Source organism: Klebsiella michiganensis, from assembly GCF_015139575.1.
Lineage (GTDB): Bacteria > Pseudomonadota > Gammaproteobacteria > Enterobacterales > Enterobacteriaceae > Klebsiella > Klebsiella michiganensis.
Genome location: NZ_AP022547.1, coordinates 3,339,901 through 3,362,158 on the forward strand (window position 1 = coordinate 3,339,901; position 22,258 = coordinate 3,362,158).

At 57.7% G+C, this 22,258-nt stretch carries 19 protein-coding genes; 4 read left to right on the plus strand and 15 right to left on the minus strand.

Annotation, left to right across the window (positions count from 1 at the left end; genetic code table 11):
* Nucleotides 1-120: 120 nt before the first annotated feature.
* The 9 genes from JLG71_RS15695 to JLG71_RS15735 form a co-directional block, all read right to left on the minus strand.
* A complete protein-coding gene (locus tag JLG71_RS15695) occupies nucleotides 121-2,616 on the minus strand; it encodes a type VI secretion system Vgr family protein (RefSeq protein WP_200913625.1) in 2,496 nt (831 codons plus the stop codon).
* Nucleotides 2,613-5,255, minus strand: a complete 2,643-nt coding sequence (gene tssH, locus JLG71_RS15700; protein ID WP_200913640.1) for a type VI secretion system ATPase TssH — start codon at nucleotides 5,253-5,255, stop codon at nucleotides 2,613-2,615. Before tssH ends, JLG71_RS15695 begins: the two co-directional genes overlap by 4 nt.
* A gap of 247 nt (nucleotides 5,256-5,502) precedes the next feature.
* The gene (gene hcp, locus JLG71_RS15705; protein ID WP_014229074.1) at nucleotides 5,503-5,994 is read right to left on the minus strand and encodes a type VI secretion system effector Hcp; all 492 of its coding nucleotides are present in this window, start codon (nucleotides 5,992-5,994) and stop codon (nucleotides 5,503-5,505) included.
* Nucleotides 5,995-6,138: 144 nt separating this feature from the next.
* Nucleotides 6,139-7,827: an OmpA family protein gene (locus JLG71_RS15710; RefSeq protein WP_200913642.1), complete on the minus strand. Its 1,689-nt coding sequence runs from the start codon at nucleotides 7,825-7,827 to the stop codon at nucleotides 6,139-6,141.
* Nucleotides 7,824-8,489, minus strand: coding sequence for a type VI secretion system protein TssL, short form (gene tssL / locus JLG71_RS15715; protein ID WP_014229072.1), 666 nt, complete (start codon nucleotides 8,487-8,489; stop codon nucleotides 7,824-7,826). The genes JLG71_RS15710 and tssL overlap by 4 nt, the downstream gene beginning before the upstream one ends.
* Entirely contained in the window at nucleotides 8,486-9,829 is a 1,344-nt protein-coding gene (tssK, locus tag JLG71_RS15720) for a type VI secretion system baseplate subunit TssK (protein ID WP_200913649.1), read from the minus strand. Before tssK ends, tssL begins: the two co-directional genes overlap by 4 nt.
* A 13-nt stretch (nucleotides 9,830-9,842) precedes the next feature.
* Entirely contained in the window at nucleotides 9,843-11,378 is a 1,536-nt protein-coding gene (gene tssC, locus JLG71_RS15725; RefSeq protein ID WP_200913656.1) for a type VI secretion system contractile sheath large subunit, read from the minus strand.
* 40 nt (nucleotides 11,379-11,418) lie between these two features.
* A complete protein-coding gene (tssB, locus tag JLG71_RS15730) occupies nucleotides 11,419-11,910 on the minus strand; it encodes a type VI secretion system contractile sheath small subunit (protein ID WP_014229069.1) in 492 nt (163 codons plus the stop codon).
* Nucleotides 11,911-12,520: 610 nt separating this feature from the next.
* A complete protein-coding gene (locus tag JLG71_RS15735) occupies nucleotides 12,521-12,676 on the minus strand; it encodes a hypothetical protein (protein WP_064358841.1) in 156 nt (51 codons plus the stop codon).
* Nucleotides 12,677-12,742: 66 nt separating this feature from the next.
* Between JLG71_RS15735 and JLG71_RS15740 the strand changes: the two genes are divergently transcribed.
* Complete coding sequence (locus JLG71_RS15740; RefSeq protein WP_025107032.1) at nucleotides 12,743-13,306, plus strand: DJ-1/PfpI family protein; 564 nt, start codon at nucleotides 12,743-12,745, stop codon at nucleotides 13,304-13,306.
* 277 nt (nucleotides 13,307-13,583) lie between these two features.
* Here the strand turns inward: JLG71_RS15740 and JLG71_RS15745 are convergent, their stop codons facing one another.
* From JLG71_RS15745 to JLG71_RS15770, 6 genes are all read right to left on the minus strand, one after another.
* On the minus strand, nucleotides 13,584-14,360 hold the full coding sequence (locus tag JLG71_RS15745) for an ABC transporter ATP-binding protein (protein WP_038424380.1): 777 nt from the start codon (nucleotides 14,358-14,360) through the stop codon (nucleotides 13,584-13,586).
* The gene (locus tag JLG71_RS15750; protein ID WP_014838264.1) at nucleotides 14,360-15,130 is read right to left on the minus strand and encodes an ABC transporter permease; all 771 of its coding nucleotides are present in this window, start codon (nucleotides 15,128-15,130) and stop codon (nucleotides 14,360-14,362) included. The genes JLG71_RS15745 and JLG71_RS15750 overlap by 1 nt, the downstream gene beginning before the upstream one ends.
* On the minus strand, nucleotides 15,127-16,134 hold the full coding sequence (locus JLG71_RS15755; RefSeq protein WP_014229064.1) for a taurine ABC transporter substrate-binding protein: 1,008 nt from the start codon (nucleotides 16,132-16,134) through the stop codon (nucleotides 15,127-15,129). The genes JLG71_RS15750 and JLG71_RS15755 overlap by 4 nt, the downstream gene beginning before the upstream one ends.
* A gap of 28 nt (nucleotides 16,135-16,162) precedes the next feature.
* On the minus strand, nucleotides 16,163-16,882 hold the full coding sequence (locus tag JLG71_RS15760) for a cysteate racemase (protein WP_200913658.1): 720 nt from the start codon (nucleotides 16,880-16,882) through the stop codon (nucleotides 16,163-16,165).
* Nucleotides 16,879-17,892, minus strand: a complete 1,014-nt coding sequence (locus tag JLG71_RS15765; RefSeq protein ID WP_025107029.1) for a D-cysteate sulfo-lyase — start codon at nucleotides 17,890-17,892, stop codon at nucleotides 16,879-16,881. The genes JLG71_RS15760 and JLG71_RS15765 overlap by 4 nt, the downstream gene beginning before the upstream one ends.
* A gap of 250 nt (nucleotides 17,893-18,142) precedes the next feature.
* Nucleotides 18,143-19,165, minus strand: a complete 1,023-nt coding sequence (locus JLG71_RS15770; protein WP_103814053.1) for a malate/lactate/ureidoglycolate dehydrogenase — start codon at nucleotides 19,163-19,165, stop codon at nucleotides 18,143-18,145.
* A gap of 242 nt (nucleotides 19,166-19,407) precedes the next feature.
* On the opposite strand from JLG71_RS15770, the gene JLG71_RS15775 reads away from it, so the two are divergent.
* From JLG71_RS15775 to JLG71_RS15785, 3 genes are read left to right on the plus strand one after another with little or no spacing between them, the layout of a single operon-like run.
* On the plus strand, nucleotides 19,408-20,415 hold the full coding sequence (locus tag JLG71_RS15775) for an ABC transporter substrate-binding protein (protein WP_186006776.1): 1,008 nt from the start codon (nucleotides 19,408-19,410) through the stop codon (nucleotides 20,413-20,415).
* Nucleotides 20,416-20,436: 21 nt separating this feature from the next.
* Complete coding sequence (locus JLG71_RS15780) at nucleotides 20,437-21,279, plus strand: ABC transporter ATP-binding protein (protein WP_025107026.1); 843 nt, start codon at nucleotides 20,437-20,439, stop codon at nucleotides 21,277-21,279.
* Nucleotides 21,251-22,117, plus strand: a complete 867-nt coding sequence (locus JLG71_RS15785; RefSeq protein ID WP_014229058.1) for an ABC transporter permease — start codon at nucleotides 21,251-21,253, stop codon at nucleotides 22,115-22,117. Before JLG71_RS15780 ends, JLG71_RS15785 begins: the two co-directional genes overlap by 29 nt.
* The last annotated feature ends 141 nt before the right edge of the window (nucleotides 22,118-22,258 follow it).

Consider the following 22,258-nt stretch of genomic DNA (forward strand, 5'->3'; position numbering starts at 1 on the left):
TCTCTTACAACAAAGCCATGTAACTAATGTAAGCAAACTTCCTGCGATTAGCGCATAAATTATTAACAAAGAATAAATCATCAGTAACATTTCGCTCTCCCACAAATAAAGACTGAGATCTTACCTACCTTTAATAAGAGTGATAGTCATATCATCAATGACATCCGAGGCATTTAATGATGTAGAACCATTTAAATCTGTCACCCCTGAAACAATCCTTCCATCCGGCATGGTTATTGAATATGCCTTATTGGCTAAAGGTTCTTTGGTCAGAGAATTTCGAATGACAAACTTCTCATCAAAACTTCCCGACTCAAACGACTTTATTACTCCCTGCATACTACCCGAACCTGCTTTCTTAATACCGGTGTTTTTTATCAGCAACTTTCCAGGACCGCCAATTTCAACATTCCCACCTTTGATTTTGATATATCCGCCCCCGCATATCAGCGTCAGTTCATCCTGTGCTGTTATTACCAGCTTCTTGCCACTCGAAATATGCGTGTCCTGCGTTGACCAAGTGGTGATATGTCCGCCCTGCGCCTGAATATCAATATCTCCCCGCGACGCAAACCACTTCGCCCCATTCTGACTCCAGAGACTGAGTTGTTTACCCGCCGCCAGTGTGAAGTCCTTCTGCGCCCCCATATCCAGCTGCTGACCTGCAATCAGCGTCAGATTCTCCTGCGCCGACAGCAGCATATCGTCACCGCTTGCCAGCGCCACACCCTGCGGGGCCGTTCCCAGCAGTACTTCCTTCTGAAGCTGGTCTATCTTCTGTTGCAGCAACGTCTGCTGACGTCCAACATCCGCAGCCAGCGCCTGTGCCTGCTGTGCGCTGGCAGCCAGTGACTGCATTTCCACTAGTGCCGCTGAAAGCCGCGACAGCGCCGGTTCCATCGCCAGTTGCTGCCCCTGCGCCTTCGATTGTGCATCAGCAGTAATGAATATTCCCTTCCCGGCCCGTATCGCTCCATAGCTGTCCGTCCGCAGCTCAAACCCCTCGCCGCGTGGCTGTTTTTCGCTGTCCACCAGATGCCCCAGGTTCAGCTGGCTCTTGCCGCCGTACTCCGTGCTGACCTTGATGTGCTCTTTGCCACGCGCGTCGTCGAGGCGGATTTTGTTGTTCGCCGGGGTCCGCAGGACGTTGCGCTTATAGTTCCGGATGGTGACAGGATCCGGGTGCACCGAGTCGTGCAGGACACCGGCAATATACGGACGGTCCGGGTCTCCCTGCTCAAAAGCGATGGCCACTTCCGTCCCCGCCAGCAGCGGCAGGTGCAGGCCGTATGTGTCCCCGGCATAGGGGCGCGCCTGACGTACCCACAGACTCTCTTCCCCCGGCTGCCAGTGGTCGCGGTCAAACAGCAGGTTGACCTTATAACGGCCGTCGCGGTCGATATGGCCGTAGATATCGTTGGTTTTCGTGCTGGTCACCCGCGCCGGCAGCGTGCCGGCCATGACCGGCCTGTCGCCCGGTTGCGGACGGAAGCCGTAATTTTCCGAGAACGGGATGGCCGTAAACGCCACCTCATAGCTGCGGTCGCGACGGGCGCGGCTGTGGATGCCGGTAATCACCACGCCCTGGCGGAAAACCTCCGTCACCTCAGCGCCTCCGGTGACCTTCAGCTCCCGGCCCGGCGCCAGCGCCGCGCTGCTGGTCCTGCCGCTCAGCCGGGTCTGGTCGTTCAGGTAGCGCTCGTGGCGCAGACGGGCATAAAACGCCCCGCTCTCCGGCTCCGGGTTGCGCTGGCCGTCACTGCCCGGCGCCAGGTAGTTATCCGCCCAGTGATACGCCTCACCGTAGGTGGTGACGTCGCCGGACGTCACGTCCGCGCTCTGGCTCATCTCCTCCGGCGCGTTGCGGTAGTTGTAGTCCCGGGTGAACACCGACTGCTGCACCACGTTATGCTGGCTTTTCAGCGCCCACACCGACTCGGTACCGCCGTCGTGCTGGCCGGAGGGCGGCACCGACGGCAGAATCAGCCCCTGCTCGTAGTGCCGCTGGTCATCGTAAAACTCCACCACGTCAATGTTCAGCCGGGTGTCGGCGGTGAAGCGGAACCAGATACCGACCTCGCCCAGCAGGCGGGTGATAAAGCGCAGGTCGTCCTCGCCGTACTGCATCACCTGCTCGCGACGCGGATACGCCTGTGCCAGGGTGAAAACAAAGTCCTCCCCGCGCATGGCGTGGCGGGTACGCAGGATATGCTCCACGATATCCGGCACCGACATATCCTGGTAAATCCGGTTCTGGTGGCTCCGGGAGAGCAGCGCCAGACGAGGCTGCAGGGTCAGGGAATAGTGCGTTTCGTCGCGGGAAGCGGAAAGGCGCTCAAACGCCGTCACCACGCCCTGAATCGTGCGCACCGGCTGCTGAATGTTAATCCCGAAACCCTGGTCCGCCGGCGCCTGCAGGGTGAAGGTCGCGTCCTGCATCAGCATCTGCTGCGGCGTGATGGTTTTGTCGGCGCTGGTGAACTCAATCACGTATCTGAACGGTTCGCTCAGGGCCTCCTCACCTTCAAAGCTCAGCACGTCCAGAAGAGCGCTGCAGCCGCGCACCGTTAACAGATGGTGGCTGTGGCTGAACAACAGGGATTTTATCTCGCTCATACACCCGCCCCTGCGCCAAACTCCATCACAATCCCCCCCTCTTCATCACGGCCCAGTATCAGGTGCTGCGGCTTCTGCCCCGCCGCCTGATGGCTTAACAGCTGCAGGCTCAACGCCGGCAATATCTGCTGATTGAGCAGGCTGTCCACGTTGCGCGCCCCGGTATCCGGCAGCAGGCAGGCATCCGTCAGAGCGTCGTACAGGCTGTCGCTGATGGTAGTGGTCATGCAGTAGTGGCGACTGAGGCGTTTGCTCACCTGGCTGAGCTTCATACCGACAATCGTGCGCATCGCGTCCCGCGTGAGCGGGCGGTAGATCACCGTCTGGAAGCGCGCCAGCAGCGCGGGCTGGAAGTGGTCGCGCAGCAGCGGACGCAGCAGTTCATGCAGGTCGGACTCCGTGGCCTCCGGCCGTTCGCCCAGCATCTGCATGATGTGGTCGCTGCCGAGGTTAGAGGTCATCAGAATAACCGTGTTGCGAAAGTCGATCTCCCGCCCCTCGCCGTCGCGCATAAAACCCCGGTCAAACACCTGGTAGAACAGGTTCATCACGTCCCGATGGGCCTTCTCCACTTCGTCCAGCAGCACCACGCTGTACGGACGCTTTCTGACCGCTTCGGTGAGGATACCGCCCTGGCCGTAGCCGACGTACCCCGGCGGGGAGCCCTTGAGCTGGCTGACGGTATGCGGCTCCTGGTATTCGGAGAGGTTGATAGTGATTAAGGATTTCTCACCGCCGAACAGCGCGTCAGCAAGGGCAAGCGCGGTTTCAGTCTTGCCGGTGCCGCTCGGCCCGGTCAGCAGGAACACGCCCTGCGGGCCGTTCTCCGACGTCAGCCCGGTTTTGCTGGCACGGAGACGCTGCGCGATGGCGTTCAGCGCCGCGTCCTGGCCCACCACGCGTCTACCGAGCTGCTGTTCCAGGCTCAGCAGCTCCGTCTGCTCATCCTTCATCAGAGACGAGAGCGGCACGCCGGTCCAGTCGGCGATGACCGTGGCAACGGTGCGCGCGTCCACGTCCAGACCCAGCAGCGGGTTCCCCTGCTGCACGGCACTAAGCTGGTTTTGCAGGTCCGCGATTTCCGCCTGGCGGGAGATATCGGCGCGGCAGGCGAGCAGGTTTTCCGTGAGCTTCAGCTCCTGGCCGTACTGCGTTTCCAGCTCATCGAGCTGCAGGATAATACGGACTTCGTCCTGTTCGATGGCCGCCAGGCGTTCGCCGTGGGTGTGGTTGCCCGCCGCGATATCTTCCAGCAGCGCCTGCTTTTCCATCGCCAGGGCGGTGAGCTGCGCCTTCAGTCGGGTCAGCGGCGCCGGCACCGTATCCAGGCTCATGCGGATGCGGGCGGAGGCGGTGTCGAGTAAATCCACCGCCTTGTCCGGCAGCTGGCGTCCGGTCAGATAGCGTCTGGAGAGGATGACGGCGGCGCGCACCGCCTCATCGGTGATGTGCACCCCGTGATGCTCCGCGTAGCGGGACTTCAGGCCCCTGAGCATCAGGCAGGCGGTGTCGTCGTCCGGCTCATCGACTTTGATCATCTGGAAGCGCCGCTCCAGCGCCGCATCGCGCTCAAAATACTGTTTGTACTCGCTCCAGGTTGTGGCGGCGATAGTTCTGAGTTCGCCCCGGGCAAGGGCCGGTTTCAGCAGGTTAGCCGCATCGGCGCCGCCCGCCTGGTTACCCGCGCCGATAAGGGTGTGGGCCTCATCAATAAACAGAAGCACAGGCAGCGGCGACTGCTGCACCGCGTCGATAATGTTTTTCAGCCGCTGCTCGAATTCTCCCTTCACCCCCGCTCCGGCCTGCAGCAGGCCGAGGTCAAGGGTGCGCACGCTTACCGGTTTCAGCGCATCCGGGACGTTGCCCTCGGCGATTCTGATCGCCAGACCTTCCACCAGCGCGGTCTTGCCGACACCCGGCTCGCCCACCAGTATCGGGTTGTTCTTGCGGCGTCGGGAAAGAATGTCCACCATCTGGCGGATTTCATTATCACGGCCGAACACCGGGTCGATTTTGCCGTCCCGGGCGCGGGCGGTCACGTCGAGGGTGAACTTATCCAGCGCATTCTGCAGAGCCGGATTCAGATCCCCTTCTTTTACGCCCGCATTAACCGGACGGCCGACAAACGCCACCTCGTCGCCCTGCGCCAGCTCTGCTTCCTGCTGCACCTCCGGGCGTTCCTCGGACTGCGCGTCCAGCAGCGGACGCAGGCGCGCCAGCTGGCTCTGCGCCAGGGTCAGCAGCGGCCACAGGCCGTCGCAGCGCACCAGACTCTGTTTATCCACCAGCGCCATCAGCAGGTGGATACTACGGATATGCTCCTCCCCGGCCAGCGAAGCGCTCAGCCAGGCCTCCTGCATCAGAGTCTGAATAGCGTCTGAAAGCTGCGGGCGGCCGCGCACCGAACGGGGGAGCTTATCCATAAAGGTCAGCAAATCCTGCCATATCGCGTCCATATCCCATTCGTAGCGCCGCGCCAGCACCGTCAGGTCGCCCTCGCCCTGCTCCAGCAGTTTCAGCAGCCAGTGCTCGGGCAGGATTTCCGCGTGCGCCCGGGTCTGGCACAGGGTGGCAGCGCCTTCCATCGCACGGGCGCAGTAAGGGTTAAGTCGGCGTAACAAAATGGCGGGATTTTCCATGAGCTTTTCTCTTTATCAGTTCCGGACACGCTACCGCCCGTCGCTGTTCCCTGTTATTCAGGAACCCAAAGCGCATCAGGTCAGGCAGGCAGATTGTTTTTTTTGCTGAGCGCCCGTCAGTTCAGGCGCTCAGCAAAAACGGGCAGCGGAAACTGCCCATCAGGGGATGACTCTAAATAGTTCGCGCTGTAGCAAGACGACAAGCGAACGCAGCCAACGCCGCTACAGCGTGAAATATGGCGAGTCATCAGGCGGTGGCGCGTTCGTTCCAGCTGTCGGAATGAATGATGTTGCCGTCCTTGTAGGTCCAGGTGATTTTTTCGTAACGCAGCTCAATCTGCTCGAGGTGGTTATGCTTCTCGTAGGACGGGTCCTTGACGTCGTGCATCAGCGGGTTGACCTTCACCACCTTCACGTTCTCAAGCTTCGTGTTGAAGTACTCCACTTCCTGACCGGCGTCGTTGATTTTGTACCAGCGGAACTCCGCCGACTTCAGCGTCTGGCCGGTTGTTACCGCCTTGTACAGGTACGGGCTGGAGGCGTCGATTTCCTTAGTGAACAGGAACGGCGTGTGGATTCGCGTGCCGGTCAGCTTCCCGGTGTTGTTGTCGGTCGGGATGTACAGGTTATGCTCCTGCGCCACCACCTCGATGCTGCCCTCACGGTCCTTCACGTCCACGGAACCTTTGATGTCCGCGCCGCCGTCGTCCTTCAGCCACAGATAGACTGGAATTGCCATATTACTTCTCCATTTATACACGTCGTCCTTCAGGCTGCCTCTTTGTTGGCTGCCTTCATTTGCCCCGGTCACATAGTGAACTATGCTCCCGGGGACGCATTCAGTTGCCGCCGCGAGGCAGCCCGAATGACTGTGTGTATCATTTTAAAAAGCGCCATCATCCTGCGATGGCGCGGGGGTCATGCCCGGTGGCTGGCAGGCATTCGCCTGCGGCACCAGACTGATTTCGACACGGCGGTTAAGCGCCCGGCCTTCGGCCGTGTCGTTGGGGGCAACGGGTCGGCTCTCGCCGTAGCCCTGCACCGCAAAACAGCTCTCCGGCACGTCGCCGGTGTCGCGCATCCAGTCGCGCACCGATTCGGCACGCTTAAGCGAAAGTATCTGGTTGGATTTATCGTCGCCGGTGCTGTCGGTATGGCCCGCCACCACAATCAGCCAGCCGGGCTTCGCTTTGATGCCCACCAGTGAGTTCACCAGCAGCTTTGTCGAGCCGGGCTTCAGCGCCCACCTGCCGGTGTCGAACAGCGACATGCTGTCGAGGCGGATGATTTTCGGCGCGGTTTTCTCGGCAGGCTTCAGTGGCGGAGGCGCCGGGACATAGGAACGAATGGCGTCCAGCACCGGCATGCGCAAATGCTCCCCGTGATACAGGCCGAGCCCCATTTCCAGCGGTTCACCGTGGCGCGCCCACCGATCCAGCTGCAGCGCATCCCCGCGCAGGATCTGCACGGCGCGGGCTTTCGGGGCGTAGTCATCCATCGCAATCTGCGCGTAATGCTGAATATCGAACCCCACCCGCTGCAGCAGCTGGCGGTTGTTCCACGCGCTGGCGCACAGTGCGATGATGGCGGCAAGGGTGAACAGGCAGAATGCCCGCCGTAAAGTTCTGCTGAGCGGCGTCACGCCGGCGCCCAGTGGCAACAGCGGCAGAATAAAATTCGGCAGCGTGACATCCGCTGATGAGGGGTTGGGCTGCCAGCCGGGCAGCGAATTCAGGGCAGTATGTTGAGACAACCAGCGCTGCCACAGGCTATCAGCCAGAACCGGCGCCCCCGAAGGCGTCATGTGATATACCACCATCGCCGGGTCCGCCGGAGGCATATCGTCCGACGCCGCCGTCAGCGCGGCCATCATTGTTTGTTCAGTCAGGCGAACCAGCGTATTCATCCTCACCTGCGCAGCCAGGCGGTCCGTCCCGTCCTTTTGCGCCAGCCATGTCCCGGTGCTGCACGGCACATCGTCCGCCAGCCATACCTGCATGGCCTCCCCGGCCTGCGCTGTCTGCCACAGCGGTTGTGGAACAGACGCCCCCGCCACCTTACTGTTCAACAGTAAAGGCACCGCCCGGCGGCAATCGCTCCGCACCTGGCTCAGCTGCCAGCGCAGCTCATAAAGCCCGGCCGCCAGCGCCGCCTCATCACGATGCAGCTGCGGACAGACGCTGACCATCACCGCCAGCTGCGATACGAGGTCCGGGCGTTTCCACAGAAGAATACGTACCGTCTGCTGCAGTTCAGCCGTCGGGACGTTTAACCAGCAGCCCCGTGCCGTGCGGTAAATTGGCCCGCTCTCCGGCCACCCGGCGATATCGCCGCAGACCAGCACCACCGGCAGGCGATACGGCGCGTCCGGTATCTCATCCAGCCAGGCGTTATCTACCAGCGGATCTTCCCGCCTGCGCCCGGCGAAAATCAGCCCGGCGATAACGGCGGCCAGTATCAGCGCAGCGGCCAGAATCCGCCCGCCGGAGGCCAGCGGCAGAAACAGCAGGCAGAGCAGCAGCGCCAGGATCCCGCCCCAGAGCCATAACAGGCGCAAATAGCGCACGTTCATTTCCCGGCCCCCGGCAGCAGGGTTGCAATCAGGGAATCAAGCCAGTGGTTCAGACCCCACCACAGCGCGGCGATCGCTACCAGCGACAGCCCGATGCAAACCGGCCAGCGACGTAACCCGTCCGCCAGGCCGCTGCGCCCGGAGATACCCGCCAGTACGGGACGGCTCTGGTCCGTTTCAAACGGCGGCACGCGCTCGGTCAGTACCCGAACAAGCTGGTCACGAGCCGGCTCATTCAGGGCATAACACCCTTTAAAGCCGAGCATCAGCACCCGGTGGAAACAGGTCAGCACCGCCATATCCGGCGCGGGCTCGCGCAGAACCTGACGCATCCGTTCATACAACGCGTCTCCGGCGTCCAGAGCACCAAAGTATTTCGCCTGCAGCGGACGGTCATACCAGACGATGCAGGCATCATCCTCGCCTTCGCGTCCTTTGGCGGTCTCATCCAGCAGCGCACACCAGGCGTAGAGAATATGCCGACGGCTCGCCTCGCTGACGTCCGCAGCCTCAAGCTTCGCCATCACCTGTTCAATATGATCTACACAATGTCGCCACAGGCGGTCGCCCTCCCCGTCGGCCAGTCTTGCGCCGAACCGCAGTTCCGTCACCGTCAGCCACGCGTCCGCCATCAGGGCGTCGATATTTATGTCCTGTTTCATGAGCGCAGCACCGCAAACAGTTCAAGTTCCGGATCGCCCAGCAGACCGGGGACGTAAAAGACACAACTGCCTTCCAGCAGCATCGCCCGCGCCGCCGGATGGGTCATATCAAGGGTGAAATACTGGTTTTCCAGGCGCAGCGGGATAGCCGCAGGGACGTGGCTCATCGCGCGCAAAGGAATGCCGGGCTGCGAACCGTTGACCACCCTGTCGACTTCATCCGGGCTACCCGCTTTGCACTGAAGCGGAAACTGCTCCAGCAGTTGCGCTACCGGCAGCGGCGAGCGTACCGAGAGATAAAAATCCGCCTCTTCACGCAGTCTCGGATCGTGGAGACGGGCGTGCCAGCGCTTGCGCCGTTCATCGCGGACCATGTCAATCGCCACGACCCGCGACGGCAGGCTGGCTTCCAGCAGCACACCCAGCAGGTCAAACAACGGCGGGAAGACCGCCGTTAGCTGCTCATGACGATAGGCCGGAATATCGGCGGTGGTGTGATCAAGAGAAAACGTCAGCAGGCTGCCTGCAAGACCGGCCAGCGCCTGATAAAGCCGCTCCGGGTGTACCTGCGGATAGCGCACCAAATGGCTGAGCACCGGCTCAGCGCTGTTGAGCGCATTCAGCAGCCAGAACAGCGACACGTCCGCCACCGCGAAGTCGGCCATCCGTTCGTTGCTCTCCCGGCGCATAGACATCAGGCGCTGCAGGCGCGCGCGTAGCTGACCCGTCAGATATTCGGTCTGCTCCGTTAGCCAGCGGCTGGCCTGCACGTTCAGCAGCGGCGGGATAAACGACGCGTCCTGCGACCAGTCTCCCTGGCTGTCGCGCTTAAGACGGGCCACGGCGACGGTCTGGTAATTGCCGTTGTCGTTATCGTCTGTACGCAGCGTCAGCTCCGGCTGCATTACCGCAATCTGGCGGCTGTCATCCCCATAGCGGTTACGCACCTCCCGCCAGGCCAGACGCCAGCGCACAGGACGCTCCGCTTTCTGCTCCGGTTGCAGGCAGTTGCCGCCGTTTTCATACTCATGGGGCAGCGCCAAAACCACCGTCAGTTCGTGGCTTTCTGTTTCCGGTAAGGTCATCACGGGCGGCAACGCATCGGCGTTATCGCTATCAGTGAGCGTTCCGTCAGCGAAACGCACGCACAGGTGGTCGGCCTTCAGCTTCCCCTGTTTCAGCAGCGCGGCGTCAAAAGCCGTCCGCGCAACCCCCCAGGGATGTATTGCTCCCAGTCGGGCGACACACTCGGTGTGCCAGGCCGCTTGCGCGGCCTCCTGCTGAAAATGTTGAGGGGAAACCATCTGGCCCCGCCCCCACAGCGGTCGTACTGTTTTCATCCCTGCCCCCGCCTTACGCTTTCGCTTTCGGCATCTGGCTGACCAGAGACAGGTTCACGTCCATCCCTTCCACCTGGAAGTGCGGCACCGCGTACAGCTTCACCCGGAAGAAGCCCGGATTGTCCTCGATATCTTCCACCACCACCTTCGCGTCGCGCAGCGGGTGTGAGGCCTGCAGCTCGTCGCCCGGGTCGGTCATCTCCGTCACCAGACCGCGCACCCAGGTGTTGAGCTCCAGCTCCAGCAGGCGGCGATCCTTGGTGGTGCCGATGTTTTCACGCTGAACGAGCTTCAGGTAGTGCGCAATGCGCGACAGCAGGAAGATATACGGCAGGCGCGCGTTGATGCGGCTGTTGGCGGTGGCGTCGGCGGTGTCGTACAGCGCCGGCTTCTGGGCCGAGTTGGCCGAGAAGAAGCAGGCGTAGTCACGGTTTTTGTAGTACGACAGCGGGATAAAGCCGAAGCTGGCGAACTCAAACTCGCGGGTTTCCGGGATCATCACCTCCGACGGGATCTTCACCTGGTTGCCGGTGCCCAGATCGTAGAGGTGGATCGGCAGATCTTTCACCGCGCCGCCCGCCTGCGGGCCACGGATCTGCACGCACCAGCCATTATTAATAAAGCTTTTCACCATGTTGGACGCGAAAGAGAACGAGGCGCTGGTCCACAGGTATTTCTCGTGGTCCGGGCCTTTCACCTGCTCGACGTAGTTGAAGCTGCGCACCGGCACGGTGTCCGGACCATACGGCAGGCGGCCCAGCACGCGCGGCATCACCAGGCCGATATAGCGCGCGTCGTCGGTGTCGCGAAAGGATTTCCATTTGATGTACTCGGCGCGGTCGAAGTAGTTGCCGATATCCTTGATGGCGGCAACCTCTTCCATGGACTCTTTCAGAAAGAAGGCCGGGCCGACGGCGCCGATAAACGGCATATGCGCCGCGGCGGAGACGCCGGAGATGTTGCGCAGCAGCGCCACGTCCTGCGGGCTGGCGTCGAACTCATACGCGGAGATCACCGAGCCAATCGGCTCGCCGCCCGGGGTGTCGTACTCGGCGGTGTAGGTGTGCCAGTAGAGACCGCTCTGAATCAGCTCCGGCGCGTCTTCGAAGTCCTGGCGCAGATCGTCTTTGGAGACATCCAGAATTTCGGTTTTGACGTTCTGGCGGTAGTCGGTGCTGTCCACCAGCTGCTTCAGGCCGCGCCACAGGGATTCCACCTTCTGGAACTCAGGATGGTGCATCACCGCGTCCAGCTGGCGGCTGATTTGATAGTCCAGTTCAGCGATATGGTGGTCAATCAGGGTCTTGTCGAGCTTCTCCACGGTCTTTCCGGACTGACGGATGCAGTCCATAAACACCTGCATCGCCGCCGTCAGTCGTTCGCCCGCCGGGGCGTCGGACAGCGCGGCATCATCCAGAAAGTCGTTAATATCGCCCAGGCGGGAAGCCGGGGTCAGGTTGATTTTGTCAAACAGGGAGGCGTAAACGCTCTCTTTTTCCAGTACAGCGGTCTGCCCCTGCGCGGGGGCGGTTTCAGTATTTACAGACATCAGCATATTCCCGGTTAATCCATTAAATAACGCACGCCGTTTATTTCGGGGCCAGCGCGCTCATTTCGTCGCGTAATTCCTGCGTCAGTGCCGGGTCTTTCAGGATTTTCTCAAGCTCTTTTCTGAAAGTGGCGTTATCAAGGAGGTTGGATTTGAGGTCGCGTAATAAATTCCGCATCGCCAGCATGGCGCGGAGCTGGGGGATCTGGCGGGCCACCTGCTCCGGTTCGAAATCTTTCATATCGGCGAAGCGGAGCTGAATATTTTCTTCGGCGCTATCGCCGGCCAGCGTGTTCTGTACCGTGAGGCTGATTTCCGGGCTGAATTCCGAAAGTACGCTGTTGAAGTTATTTTTATTGACGTTGATTTTTGCTCTTTCCGATAATGGCCGGTCTTCTTTGCCATTACTGAAATCACCGATGGTGAGGAGTTTCAGCGGCAGCTCGACTTTCTTCTGCGCGCCTCCTGTGTGCAGAGCCAGCTTTAAATTAATGCGTGCCTTGGGCACCTCATTCTGGAACGTATCAGCCATAGCAGTCCCTTCCCGTGAGGAATAATGTGTTAAAGATAACGGTGTGTGAAGACCCGGATATAGTAGAGCAAAGCGCCAAAAAATATCAACCTGCCGGTTGCAAAGTCCATTATAAGACTTTCCTCAGGCATCTTAAGGCAAATGTAAAAATGAAACGCATGAGACAAACAAAGCTGGTATGTAATAACAACTCTTTTCTTACAATAAAGGCAGGATGTATACCTGACAGAGGAATATGAATTAAATTCATATCTGAATACACAGAGTTGATTGATGCAAATCAATATGTAACGCAAATACTGGTCATTCCGAATACTGAAAAGCGCGCGAGCAGGGGCGTAAGAAATAAATTATTTTTTATTCTTCACAGGACATGAAAAACCCAGCTCTGGGCATGAACATGGTTATAATTAATGGCTGACAGGATTAATATAAAACTTACAAATAATACTTGCCAAATATCCGGTATCGATGGTTAAACCGGACAACGTATAGAGTCGCGCTGAGCGTAAAAGAAATAGCGGCATTTCATTCAGCAGATATATTAAAACAGAGCTTACAATAATACCTCTCGCTCATTAATTCCTGCCTGGCGCCGGGTAAAGCGGGTTTACCGCTTAAAGGCCCGGCCGGCAGAGATTGCCAGCGCCCGTTCGAAAGCGACGCGTCCTGTTCCCGCCAGCCAGGACTCAATGGATTGCAGCGGCGGAGTCATTTGCCGCATCGCCGCCAGATCGGCACGTCCCACCAGCCGTCCGTCATCCACAGGTTCGCATTCCCTCTCCCGCCAGGCTATATCTTAGACACCTTTCTTCATACAGGAGTGAATAAGATGGGCAAAAAGATTCTGATGCTGGTGGGCGATTACGCCGAAGATTACGAAACTATGGTGCCGTTTCAGGCATTACAAATGATCGGTCATCAGGTTGATGCGGTCTGTCCAGATAAAACAAAAGGCGACTTCATTATGACCGCGATCCATGATTTTGACGGCGCCCAGACCTACAGCGAGAAACCCGGGCACCGCTTTGTTCTCAACGCCGATTTTACAACGGTGAAAGAACAGGATTACGACGCACTATTAATCCCCGGCGGCCGGGCGCCAGAATATCTGCGCCTGAATGCGGAAGTGCTTAAACTGGTGCAGGCATTTGACGCAGCGCGTAAACCTATTGCTGCCGTTTGCCACGGCCCCCAGCTGTTGGCTGCTGCGGGGGTATTAAAAGGCCGTACCTGCAGCGCCTATCCGGCCTGCGCGCCGGAAGTGCGGCTCAGCGGCGGACATTTTGCCGACATCGGTATCGATCAGGCGCATGTGGATGGCAATCTGGTGACCGCCCCCGCCTGGCCCGCTCATCCGCAATGGCTGGCGAAATTTGCCGAATTGTTGCAGTAGCAAACCTGACAAATATAAAAGGCCGGAACGGATCATCGGGGACTACCGTCTGAAGGCGATGCTGGCGCTAAAAATCGCGCCAGCATCGGTTTTAATGGCAGTTACAAAAGATTATCGGCAATGCTGTAAGCTCAGCTTTTGGGGTAGACGGTGCAGACTTTCGCCGAAGCAGGGCCAGACGCGATCGCTGCCTGTCTGGTCATTCGATATGACCAGAACAACCGGGAACCACGATATGATAAGTTCGGAAATAACCCCTTTGCTGCTGCAGCCGTTTTCAACCTAAATGGCGTTTAGCCTCCTTACGCACCCGGTGCAGTACATGATGTTTGATCCCACTGTAATCCGGGTGTTCAGACAGATTCTCGATATCACGTTCCCGGCCAAAAGGCAGGGCGATCTCCTCAACAATTTTTCCTGGGTTTGCTGACATAATCAGAATGCGATCGGCGAGGAATAGCGCCTCTTCCACGTCGTGAGTGACAAAAAGCAGAGTGGTGCCGGTATTAAGCCAGGCCTCACGCAACAGTTCCTGCATCATCAGACGGGTTTGCGCATCGAGCGCGCCGAAGGGTTCATCCAGTAACAGCACATCCGGGCCGGGTAGCCAGGCGCGCGCCAACGCTACCCGCTGTTTCATGCCGCCTGAAAGCTGCCAGGGCGAATGGTGCTCAAAGCCTTGTAGGCCAACGAGTCCAAGCCATTCCATCGCACGGGCGTTAATTTCATCTTTGCGATGCTTACCCAGCCGAGGACCAAAGGTGACGTTTTCCAGTACCGATAGCCACGGAAAAAGGTTAGGCTGCTGGAAGATCATTCCGCGATCCGGCCCCGGCTGGCGGACCGGTTTCCCCCCCGCCACCACGCGCCCCCGATCCGGTTTGTTAAACCCGGCGACCAGGTTAAGAATAGTGGACTTACCGCAGCCGGAAGGCCCCAGTAACACCACAAATTCCCCTTTGTGGAGCGACAGGCTGATATCTTCCAGCACCGTGAACGGCTGTGGCTTCGCCGCAAAGGCGAGCGATACGTTTTCCAGCGTGATAGCACTCATTATTCTTTCCCCGCCCAAGGTACAAACAGGCGCTGCAGCCCCAGCAGCAGTAAATCCAGCGCGTAGCCAATGCCACCCAGTAGCAAAATGCCAAGCATGACGATATCGGTGCGTAAATAGGAGCTGGCGTTAATGACCATCCAACCCAGCCCCGAACTGGCAGCGACCATCTCCGCCGCGATAAGCGACGTCCAGCCAATGCCAATCGACAGCCTGACGGTGGTGAACAGTTCCGGTAACGTATCCGGTAACACCACGCGCAGAAAGATCTGTTTGCGTGAAGCACCAAGCGTTTGCGCCACACGAATGCGCGAACGACCAATACGCTCTACCGCAGCAGATGCCCCCACCACCACGCTAAGGAAAGTGGCAATAAAGATGAGAAAGAACTTCGAGGCCTCGCCAATCCCCAGCCAGACGACCGCCAGCGGAATAAGGGCAATTTTGGGCAGCGGGCGCAAAAACTGCACAAACGGATTCAGCACCGCCGCCAGACCTTCCGACAGCCCCATCAATAATCCCAGAGGAATACCGATGATGATTGCCACAGAAAAAGCGCTTAACGCACGTGCCAGGCTGACGGCAACATGCTCCCACAGCGGCACCTGACGATAACCATCCGCCAGCAACTCTTCGGTCGTCAGGCCTATATCCATTAGCGATGGCAGCAGCAGCGGATCAACCCATTGCCGCGAGGCCGCCACCTGCCAGACGATAAAGAAAACAGTGACCGAAACGACGCTGATGGCAATGTGATAACTCAATCTCATTGCGCGGCTACCGCTGCGTCACGGATATAACGGGAGTTAATGGCGCTGTCCCAGCTGGCCGGGATATCACGTTGGCGAATCTCACCGATATCAGCAAGGAAGTGAGAGGTTTTGGTCAGCGCTTTCCCAATCCCGCTGTCGGTGGTTTGCGTACCGTTACCCAACCATTGCGCCGTACCCTGCTGGCTCAGCGTGGGATATTCCAGCCCACCCAACGTATTGACGGCGGTCGTCACCGGCGCGCCCACCTCTTTCGCAACAATGGCCGCCGCGCGCTCCGGGTCTTTCTTAAACTCATCGACTTTTTGCTGATGAACACGCAGGAACGCGCTGACGGTTTGCGGATACTGCTCAGCAAAAGCTTTACGCACAACGTAGTTGTTATAAATCAGGTAACCATCTTTTTGCAGATCTTTGGTTGCGAACACCTGATGCCCGCCAGAAGTCTCCAGTTCCTGAGCAAACGGCGCCCAGACATAGCCCGCGTCGATATCACCGCGTTTCCATGCTGCGACCATTTCCGCCGGACGCAGCGGCAATAACGTTATTTTACTGCGGTCGAGATGGTTAACGCTGATAGCGGCCTCAAGCGCATATTGCGCCGTCGAGTTTGGCGGATAGGCTACGCGTTTACCCTCAATATCTTTAATGCTGGCAATACCGTCTTTACCAATTAAACGCTCGTAGCTGGCAATCACGCCAGAGACGCCGATAATTTCCACCGGCAGTTTTCTGACAATGCCTGCCGTTGCCGGGCTGGATCCAAAATTAGCAATATCAATCGCATTGCTGGCAAAGTAATTTAACGCATCAGCACCGGACGCAAATTGCACCCATTTCACCTTGCTGTTGAGTGCCTTATCCAAAGAACCATCGGCCTTAGCCAGCATCAGCACCTGAGAACCGCCGCTATATGCCACCCGAACTTCCGCTGGCGTTTCGGCAAAGCTGCTATTAACCCACAGGCCACCCGCTGCAAGTAAGACACAGAGACTTTTATTCATTTAATTTATCCTTTAAATAACAACGTTTTTAATGCCATGTCTCGCGTTGCGCCAGCCATAGCCGGGCACACTGCCGGGCGAGCGCTTCTGCGGGATCAATTGACACGGCCAGATGCGGTGAGGTCACCTCAGCCAGCGCAACCGGCACTTCTGTACAGGCCAGCACCAGCCGCTCTGCGCCACGATCGCGCAATGCCTGGGCCTGTAGACTCAGCAGTTCTCCGCCGGTACGCAGTTCGCCGCGTTTTACCGCATAGCATCCCGGCACAAACCACTGCCGCAGTTCTTCTTGCGTTGGCTGTACGCTTTCGATCCCCATCGCGGTAAATCCGTGCTGAAACCAACCGGCATCCAGCGTGCCCTCGGTAGCGATAATCCCGACCCGCCGGGGTTTCTCTTTCCCGTCGAATACCGCCAGCGTGGCATCCACAATATGCAGCAACGGTGCGTCGCTATGCTGCGCCAGCGCCTCATACCAGTGGTGCGCCGTATTACAAGCAATGGCAATATGACTGACGCCCACGCGGTTCAGCTGTTCCACACCGAACAACAACTGCGGCAGCGGGGATGGCCCCGTTCCCGCCAGCGCCCGCTGGCGATCCGCAATTTGCGGCACATTCCATACCACATGGGGAATTTGCTGTTGGTCGCTGCTGGCGGGCGTTGCCCGCAGCAATTTATGCATCAGATCCAGCGTCGCCAGCGGCCCCATGCCGCCAAGAATTCCCAGCAGAAATGGTGTACTCATGATGGCAAAGAATCGGCGATGACCTGACGGTAGCCAAACAGACCTGCGCTTCCCCCCGTATGGATAAACACCACATTCTCATCCCTGCGGAAATGACCTTTACGGATCAGATCAATCAATCCGGCCATGCCTTTTCCGGAATAGACGGGGTCGAGCAGAATCCCCTCGTGCTGCGCCAGCAACTGCAGCGCCTCAAGCATCCCTTCGGTGGGCAAGCCATAGCCTTCGCCGACATAATCACTGTTCGCCACCACCGCCTCACGCGGCAATTCACCCGGTACACCGAGCAGTTCCCGCGTCTGCTGCGCCAGACGCCAGACGTTGTGTTCCTGTTTTTCGCGCGGAGCGCGGACGCTAATCCCGAGGAGAGGAATACCGCTGTGCGTGGCAGTTAAGCCCGTAATCAGGCCAGCCTGTGTACCTGCGCTACCGGTGGCATGAACGATATGATCGATGCGCAGCCGTAGCTGGCTGGACTGCCAAAGCAGTTCTTCCGCGCAGGAGACGTAGCCCAGCGCGCCGATAGCGTTCGAGCCTCCACCGGGGATGACGTAAGGGGTGTGGCCCCTGGCTCGCAGGCTTTCCGCGTGTTGTTCCATTGCCTGCTGCATATCCGTACCGCCGGGAAGATGAGCGATAATTTTGCCCCCGAGCAAACCGTCCAGCAGCACATTGCCGGATTGCTGATACTCATCACCCAGCGTCGTGACGCGTTGTTCGAGAAAAATATGCGTTTCCAGACCCAGTCTGGCTGCCGCCGCGACGGTCTGACGCACATGGTTAGACTGCGTGGCGCCCTGGGTAATGATAATATCCGCCTGTTTTGCCTGGGCATCGCCCAGCAAAAACTCAAGTTTGCGGGTTTTATTGCCGCCAGTGGCGAGGCCTGTGCAATCGTCTCGTTTTATCCAGATATTTGGCCCCTCCAGCAAGCGTGAAAGCTGCGTGAGAGGCTCCAGAGGGGTCGGGAAGTGGCCAAAATGAAGCCGGGGGAAACGCGCCAGATGCATAATAACTCCTGTAAAAAATGACTACGCAGCAAATTAAAATTTGGCCGCGAGGATAAAAGGTTCATACAATATTAAGTATGACTATATTTATTTTCTCACTGATGACTTACCAAGTTTTTCAGCTATGGTTATGAGAAAAAAAGATAAAATAGTGCTTTTATTTATTTTGTTCATCAGCACTAATTAACCGGACATAATACCAACGCTTCGAACAGATAACCCAAAGACGTATTTAACCAGGCAGACAACCTCAGGTATTTAATGCTTCCAGGGCGACAAACGCCTGCCAGCTCACCTCATCGATCCAGATACCCTCTTGCTGACGGCGGGTATACGCGCGCAATTCCGGCTCTCCGGGGATCTGCACATTGCGCCCTTCCTGCCCGCTACGCACCCAGTCCACCTGCGCTAATAGCGCCTGCTGGTAACTCTCCTGCGCCCCCAGTCGCGCAGGATCAAATAAAATCGACAGCATATTGTTGATGATTCCGGCACGTGGCGGAATTTGCTGGCTTTCGGTTTCGCCGCCGGTCAGCGCAGCGCCGAGTAGACTACAAATCAGCGACAATCCTGCGCCTTTATGCCCGCCAAAAGGCAGCAAGGCACCGAACGGTTCCGTCATTAATACCGCAGGGTCGGTGGTGGGTTGTCCGTTCGCATCTACCGCACATCCTTCAGGGATGGCTCGCCCTTCATTCCATGCGATGCGCGCTTTATTGCCTGCTATGGCGCTGGTTGCGAAGTCAAGGATAACCGGGGGCCGGTTCGCGAGCGGTACCCCGACACAAAAAGGATTTGTGCCGAGTCGGGCACCGAGTCCATCGAAAGGCAGTACGACCGACGGCGCTGCCACGTTGGCAAAATGGAGCGAGACCAGTCCGGCGTCCGCCGCCTGTTCCGCCCATGCGCCGATTCGTCCAAGATGGTGGGTATTAGACAATCCGATGATTGCCACCCCAAACTCGCGCGCACGCTCAATACCCACGGCCATGGCCTGTTCGCCCAACGCTTGGCCAAAGCCGTGCCCCCCATCAAAAGAGACGATCGGTCCGGCATCAGACAACATGGTGAGCGTGGCGCCAGGGTTCAAATCCCCTGCCAGAATGGCCCGAATATAGCGCGGTAACAGGGTCACGCCATGAGAGTCGTGGCCTTTTAGTGAGGCTTCGACCAGGTTATCCGCGACCTTTTGAGCGATATCAGGTCCGGTGCCAACCCTTACCAGATGGCGCTGCAAAAGCGAACGTAAGTGATGATCCGAAAATAAAGGCATGATGAGGCTCGCAATGACTGCCCCTACATTGATAAGGGCTATTTAAAAGATGAACCCGACTATACTGAGAATATATTTATGACCTAAACATGAATAATGACTAAGCTTTTCCGCCTGGTAAATAACAAGCCACAAATATCGTTATTCATTTCTCTGATATTCATTTTCATTTAAATCACTTCCTTTCCCGCTCGCCTCTGCCCATGATTTTTGGCTGAGAAACACCTTTCTGGGAAACTGAAATGAATAAAACAAGCAGAATACTCGCCTGTACGCTGGCGCTTTCCGCCCTGGGCGGGATAAGCCAGCCGGCATTAGCGGAAGGAAACATTAGTATCGCGCAGCAATTTGGCATCGGCTATTTAATTCTTGATGTGGTACGTGACCAACAGCTTATCGAAAAAGAGGGTCAGAAAGAGGGGCTGGATATAAAAGTAGAGTGGCGCACCATTTCCGGAGTAACCGGGATGAATGAGGCCCTGCTCTCTGGCGCTCTGGACGTTGCGTCAGCGGGGGTTCCCCCCGTACTCACCCTATGGGATCGCACCAAAGGTAAGCAAAATGTGAAAGCGATTGCCTCGCTGGGGTCGATGCCCAATTATTTGTTGAGTAATAATCCGGCGGTAAAAAGCATTAAAGATCTGTCCGCAAAAGATCGGATCGCCGTACCGGCAGCAGGCGTCGGTTTTCAGTCTCGTACATTACAAATCGAGACCGCGAAATTATATGGTGACGGGGACTTCAAACGCTTCGATAAAATTAGCGTCAGTTTACCGCATCCGGACGCCAGCGCGGCATTAATTGCCGGCGGATCGGAGATTACCACCCACTTCTCAAGCCCGCCCTTCCAGTATCAGGCGCTGGAACATAAAAACGTGCATAAAGTGCTCAGCTCCTATGACGTACTGGGGGGACAGGCAACCTTTAATGTTCTCTATACCACCCAGAAATTCCATGATGAAAACCCCAGAACCTATAAAGCGTTTTATCGCGCGCTCAGCGAAGCCGCAAGTATTATTAACCGTGACAAAAATGCCGCTGCCGAAACTTACATTCGCGTTGAGAAATCGCGGCTGCCTTTACCGCTGGTACAAAAAATTGTTAACGATCCCGAAATAAGCTTTACGGTTTCCCCTGAACGTACTGGCGTATATGCCGAAAAACTCCATGAGCTTGGGATACTGAAAAATAAGGCCGGCTCGTGGAAAGATTATTTTTTTAACGAAGCATGGGAAAACCCCGGCAGCTAAACCGCGATACTGGAGGCTATGATGGTCAATCAGCAAATTGATGGCCCGCTGCTGCAGGTCAGCCATGTCGATATTGAATACCGCACGCGTGAACGCCGGGTACGCGCGACGCACGATGTCAGTTTTGATGTCTGGCCTGGGGACCGCTTTATTCTGCTTGGCCCCTCAGGCTGCGGAAAATCGAGCCTGTTGAAAGCCGCAGGCGGTTTTATTGCCCCGCGCAGCGGTCAAATTTCGCTTGCAGGGACGCCAGTTAGCGCCCCCGCTCCGGACCGCATGATGGTATTCCAGGAGTTCGACCAGTTGCCGCCGTGGAAAACGGTGCTGGAAAACGTCATGTTTCCTCTGCTCGCCAGCCGCAAAGCCAGCCGTTCACAGGCAAAAGAGACGGCGCTGCATTTCCTTCACAAAGTCGGTCTGGCGGAATTTGCTGACGCGATGCCCCATACGCTCTCCGGCGGCATGAAGCAGCGCGTCGCCATCGCCCGTGCGCTGGCGATGAAACCGCGCATCCTGCTGATGGACGAACCCTTCGCCGCCCTGGATGCGCTGACGCGGCGCACGATGCAGGAAGAGTTGCTGACGCTCTGGGAAGAAGAGCGCTTTACGCTGCTTTTCGTCACCCACTCGATTGAAGAGGCGCTGGTCGTAGGCAGCCGTATTGTGGTGCTTTCGCCGCATCCAGGACGCGTCCGGGCAGAGCTTAATTGTCATCAGTTCACGCTTAATGATTTCGGCAGCGAGGCGTTTCAACACGCGGCTCGTCATATTCACCATCTGTTATTCCCGACGACCGGCAACGGTCCGTCTCACTCATCCGGCGAGGAGCCAGCGTATGTCCCAGCCACCGTACATTCGTCCTGAATTCGAACGCGAATTACCGCCGCTACGTAATCTGCCGGTGGAAACGCCGCTACCCTTAAGCCAGCGCCTGTGGAATCAGGCATGGCTGCGTAAGTCTGTGATTGTCGCCCTGGTGCTGGCGCTATGGGAGATCGCCGCGCGAATACAGCAAAACGATCTGATGCTGCCCGGGGTATTTCAGACGCTGCAGGCGTTCAGTGAAGACCTGCGCAATGGCGAACTGCCGGAAAAAATCGTCAATTCACTCAGTACCCTGCTGAAAGGATATCTGGCAGGCAGCGCGCTGGCGCTGATTGCCAGCGCCCTGGCAGTGACCACGCAGTTTGGTCGCGATCTGCTCAGCACATTAACCGCGATGCTCAATCCACTGCCGGCAATTGCGCTGCTGCCGCTGGCTCTGCTGTGGTTTGGTCTGGGAAATGCCAGCCTGATATTTGTACTGATACATTCCGTCATGTGGCCCATCGCTCTGAATACCTGGTCCGGATTTAGCAGCGTGCCGGAAACGCTGCGCATGGCCGGGCGCAACTATGGCCTCCGTGGGCCACGCTATGTGATCACGATTCTTATTCCGGCATCGTTGCCCGCCATCCTTTCCGGTTTGAAAATAGGCTGGGCTTTCGCCTGGCGAACGCTGATTGCCGCCGAACTGGTATTCGGCGCCTCCAGCGGCGAAGGGGGTCTGGGCTGGTATATATTCCAGAATCGCAACGAACTGTTCACCGACCGGGTATTTGCAGGGCTGTTAACGGTCATCGCGATTGGTCTGCTGGTGGAAGGCATCGTATTCGCCAGTCTGGAAAAGATCACAATTAAGCGCTGGGGGATGCAGCGTTAACCCCACATTCATTCAGGCAGCTACTGCGCCCCCCATTAAAACGTCCGCCGGCGCCTTTCAGGCTGGCTCGCCGTGTTGCCGAAGTCGCGGCAACGCGCCTTATCCTTACCACGATATGATAAAAGCCCGCGGGGAAATCAG

Bases quoted from the DNA above. Each gene is read 5' to 3' on its own strand.
- JLG71_RS15785 (WP_014229058.1), top strand. From the start codon at position 21,251: ATGTCCCAGCCACCGTACATTCGTCCTGAATTCGAACGCGAATTACCG.
- JLG71_RS15740 (WP_025107032.1), top strand. From the start codon at position 12,743: ATGGGCAAAAAGATTCTGATGCTGGTGGGCGATTACGCCGAAGATTAC.
- tssK (WP_200913649.1), bottom strand. From the start codon at position 9,829: ATGAAAACAGTACGACCGCTGTGGGGGCGGGGCCAGATGGTTTCCCCT.
- hcp (WP_014229074.1), bottom strand. From the start codon at position 5,994: ATGGCAATTCCAGTCTATCTGTGGCTGAAGGACGACGGCGGCGCGGAC.
- JLG71_RS15755 (WP_014229064.1), bottom strand. From the start codon at position 16,134: ATGAATAAAAGTCTCTGTGTCTTACTTGCAGCGGGTGGCCTGTGGGTT.
- JLG71_RS15710 (WP_200913642.1), bottom strand. From the start codon at position 7,827: ATGAACGTGCGCTATTTGCGCCTGTTATGGCTCTGGGGCGGGATCCTG.
- JLG71_RS15770 (WP_103814053.1), bottom strand. From the start codon at position 19,165: ATGCCTTTATTTTCGGATCATCACTTACGTTCGCTTTTGCAGCGCCAT.
- JLG71_RS15745 (WP_038424380.1), bottom strand. From the start codon at position 14,360: ATGAGTGCTATCACGCTGGAAAACGTATCGCTCGCCTTTGCGGCGAAG.
- JLG71_RS15750 (WP_014838264.1), bottom strand. From the start codon at position 15,130: ATGAGATTGAGTTATCACATTGCCATCAGCGTCGTTTCGGTCACTGTT.
- JLG71_RS15760 (WP_200913658.1), bottom strand. From the start codon at position 16,882: ATGAGTACACCATTTCTGCTGGGAATTCTTGGCGGCATGGGGCCGCTG.
- JLG71_RS15765 (WP_025107029.1), bottom strand. From the start codon at position 17,892: ATGCATCTGGCGCGTTTCCCCCGGCTTCATTTTGGCCACTTCCCGACC.
- JLG71_RS15780 (WP_025107026.1), top strand. From the start codon at position 20,437: ATGGTCAATCAGCAAATTGATGGCCCGCTGCTGCAGGTCAGCCATGTC.
- JLG71_RS15695 (WP_200913625.1), bottom strand. From the start codon at position 2,616: ATGAGCGAGATAAAATCCCTGTTGTTCAGCCACAGCCACCATCTGTTA.
- JLG71_RS15775 (WP_186006776.1), top strand. From the start codon at position 19,408: ATGAATAAAACAAGCAGAATACTCGCCTGTACGCTGGCGCTTTCCGCC.
- tssB (WP_014229069.1), bottom strand. From the start codon at position 11,910: ATGGCTGATACGTTCCAGAATGAGGTGCCCAAGGCACGCATTAATTTA.
- tssH (WP_200913640.1), bottom strand. From the start codon at position 5,255: ATGGAAAATCCCGCCATTTTGTTACGCCGACTTAACCCTTACTGCGCC.
- tssL (WP_014229072.1), bottom strand. From the start codon at position 8,489: ATGAAACAGGACATAAATATCGACGCCCTGATGGCGGACGCGTGGCTG.
- tssC (WP_200913656.1), bottom strand. From the start codon at position 11,378: ATGTCTGTAAATACTGAAACCGCCCCCGCGCAGGGGCAGACCGCTGTA.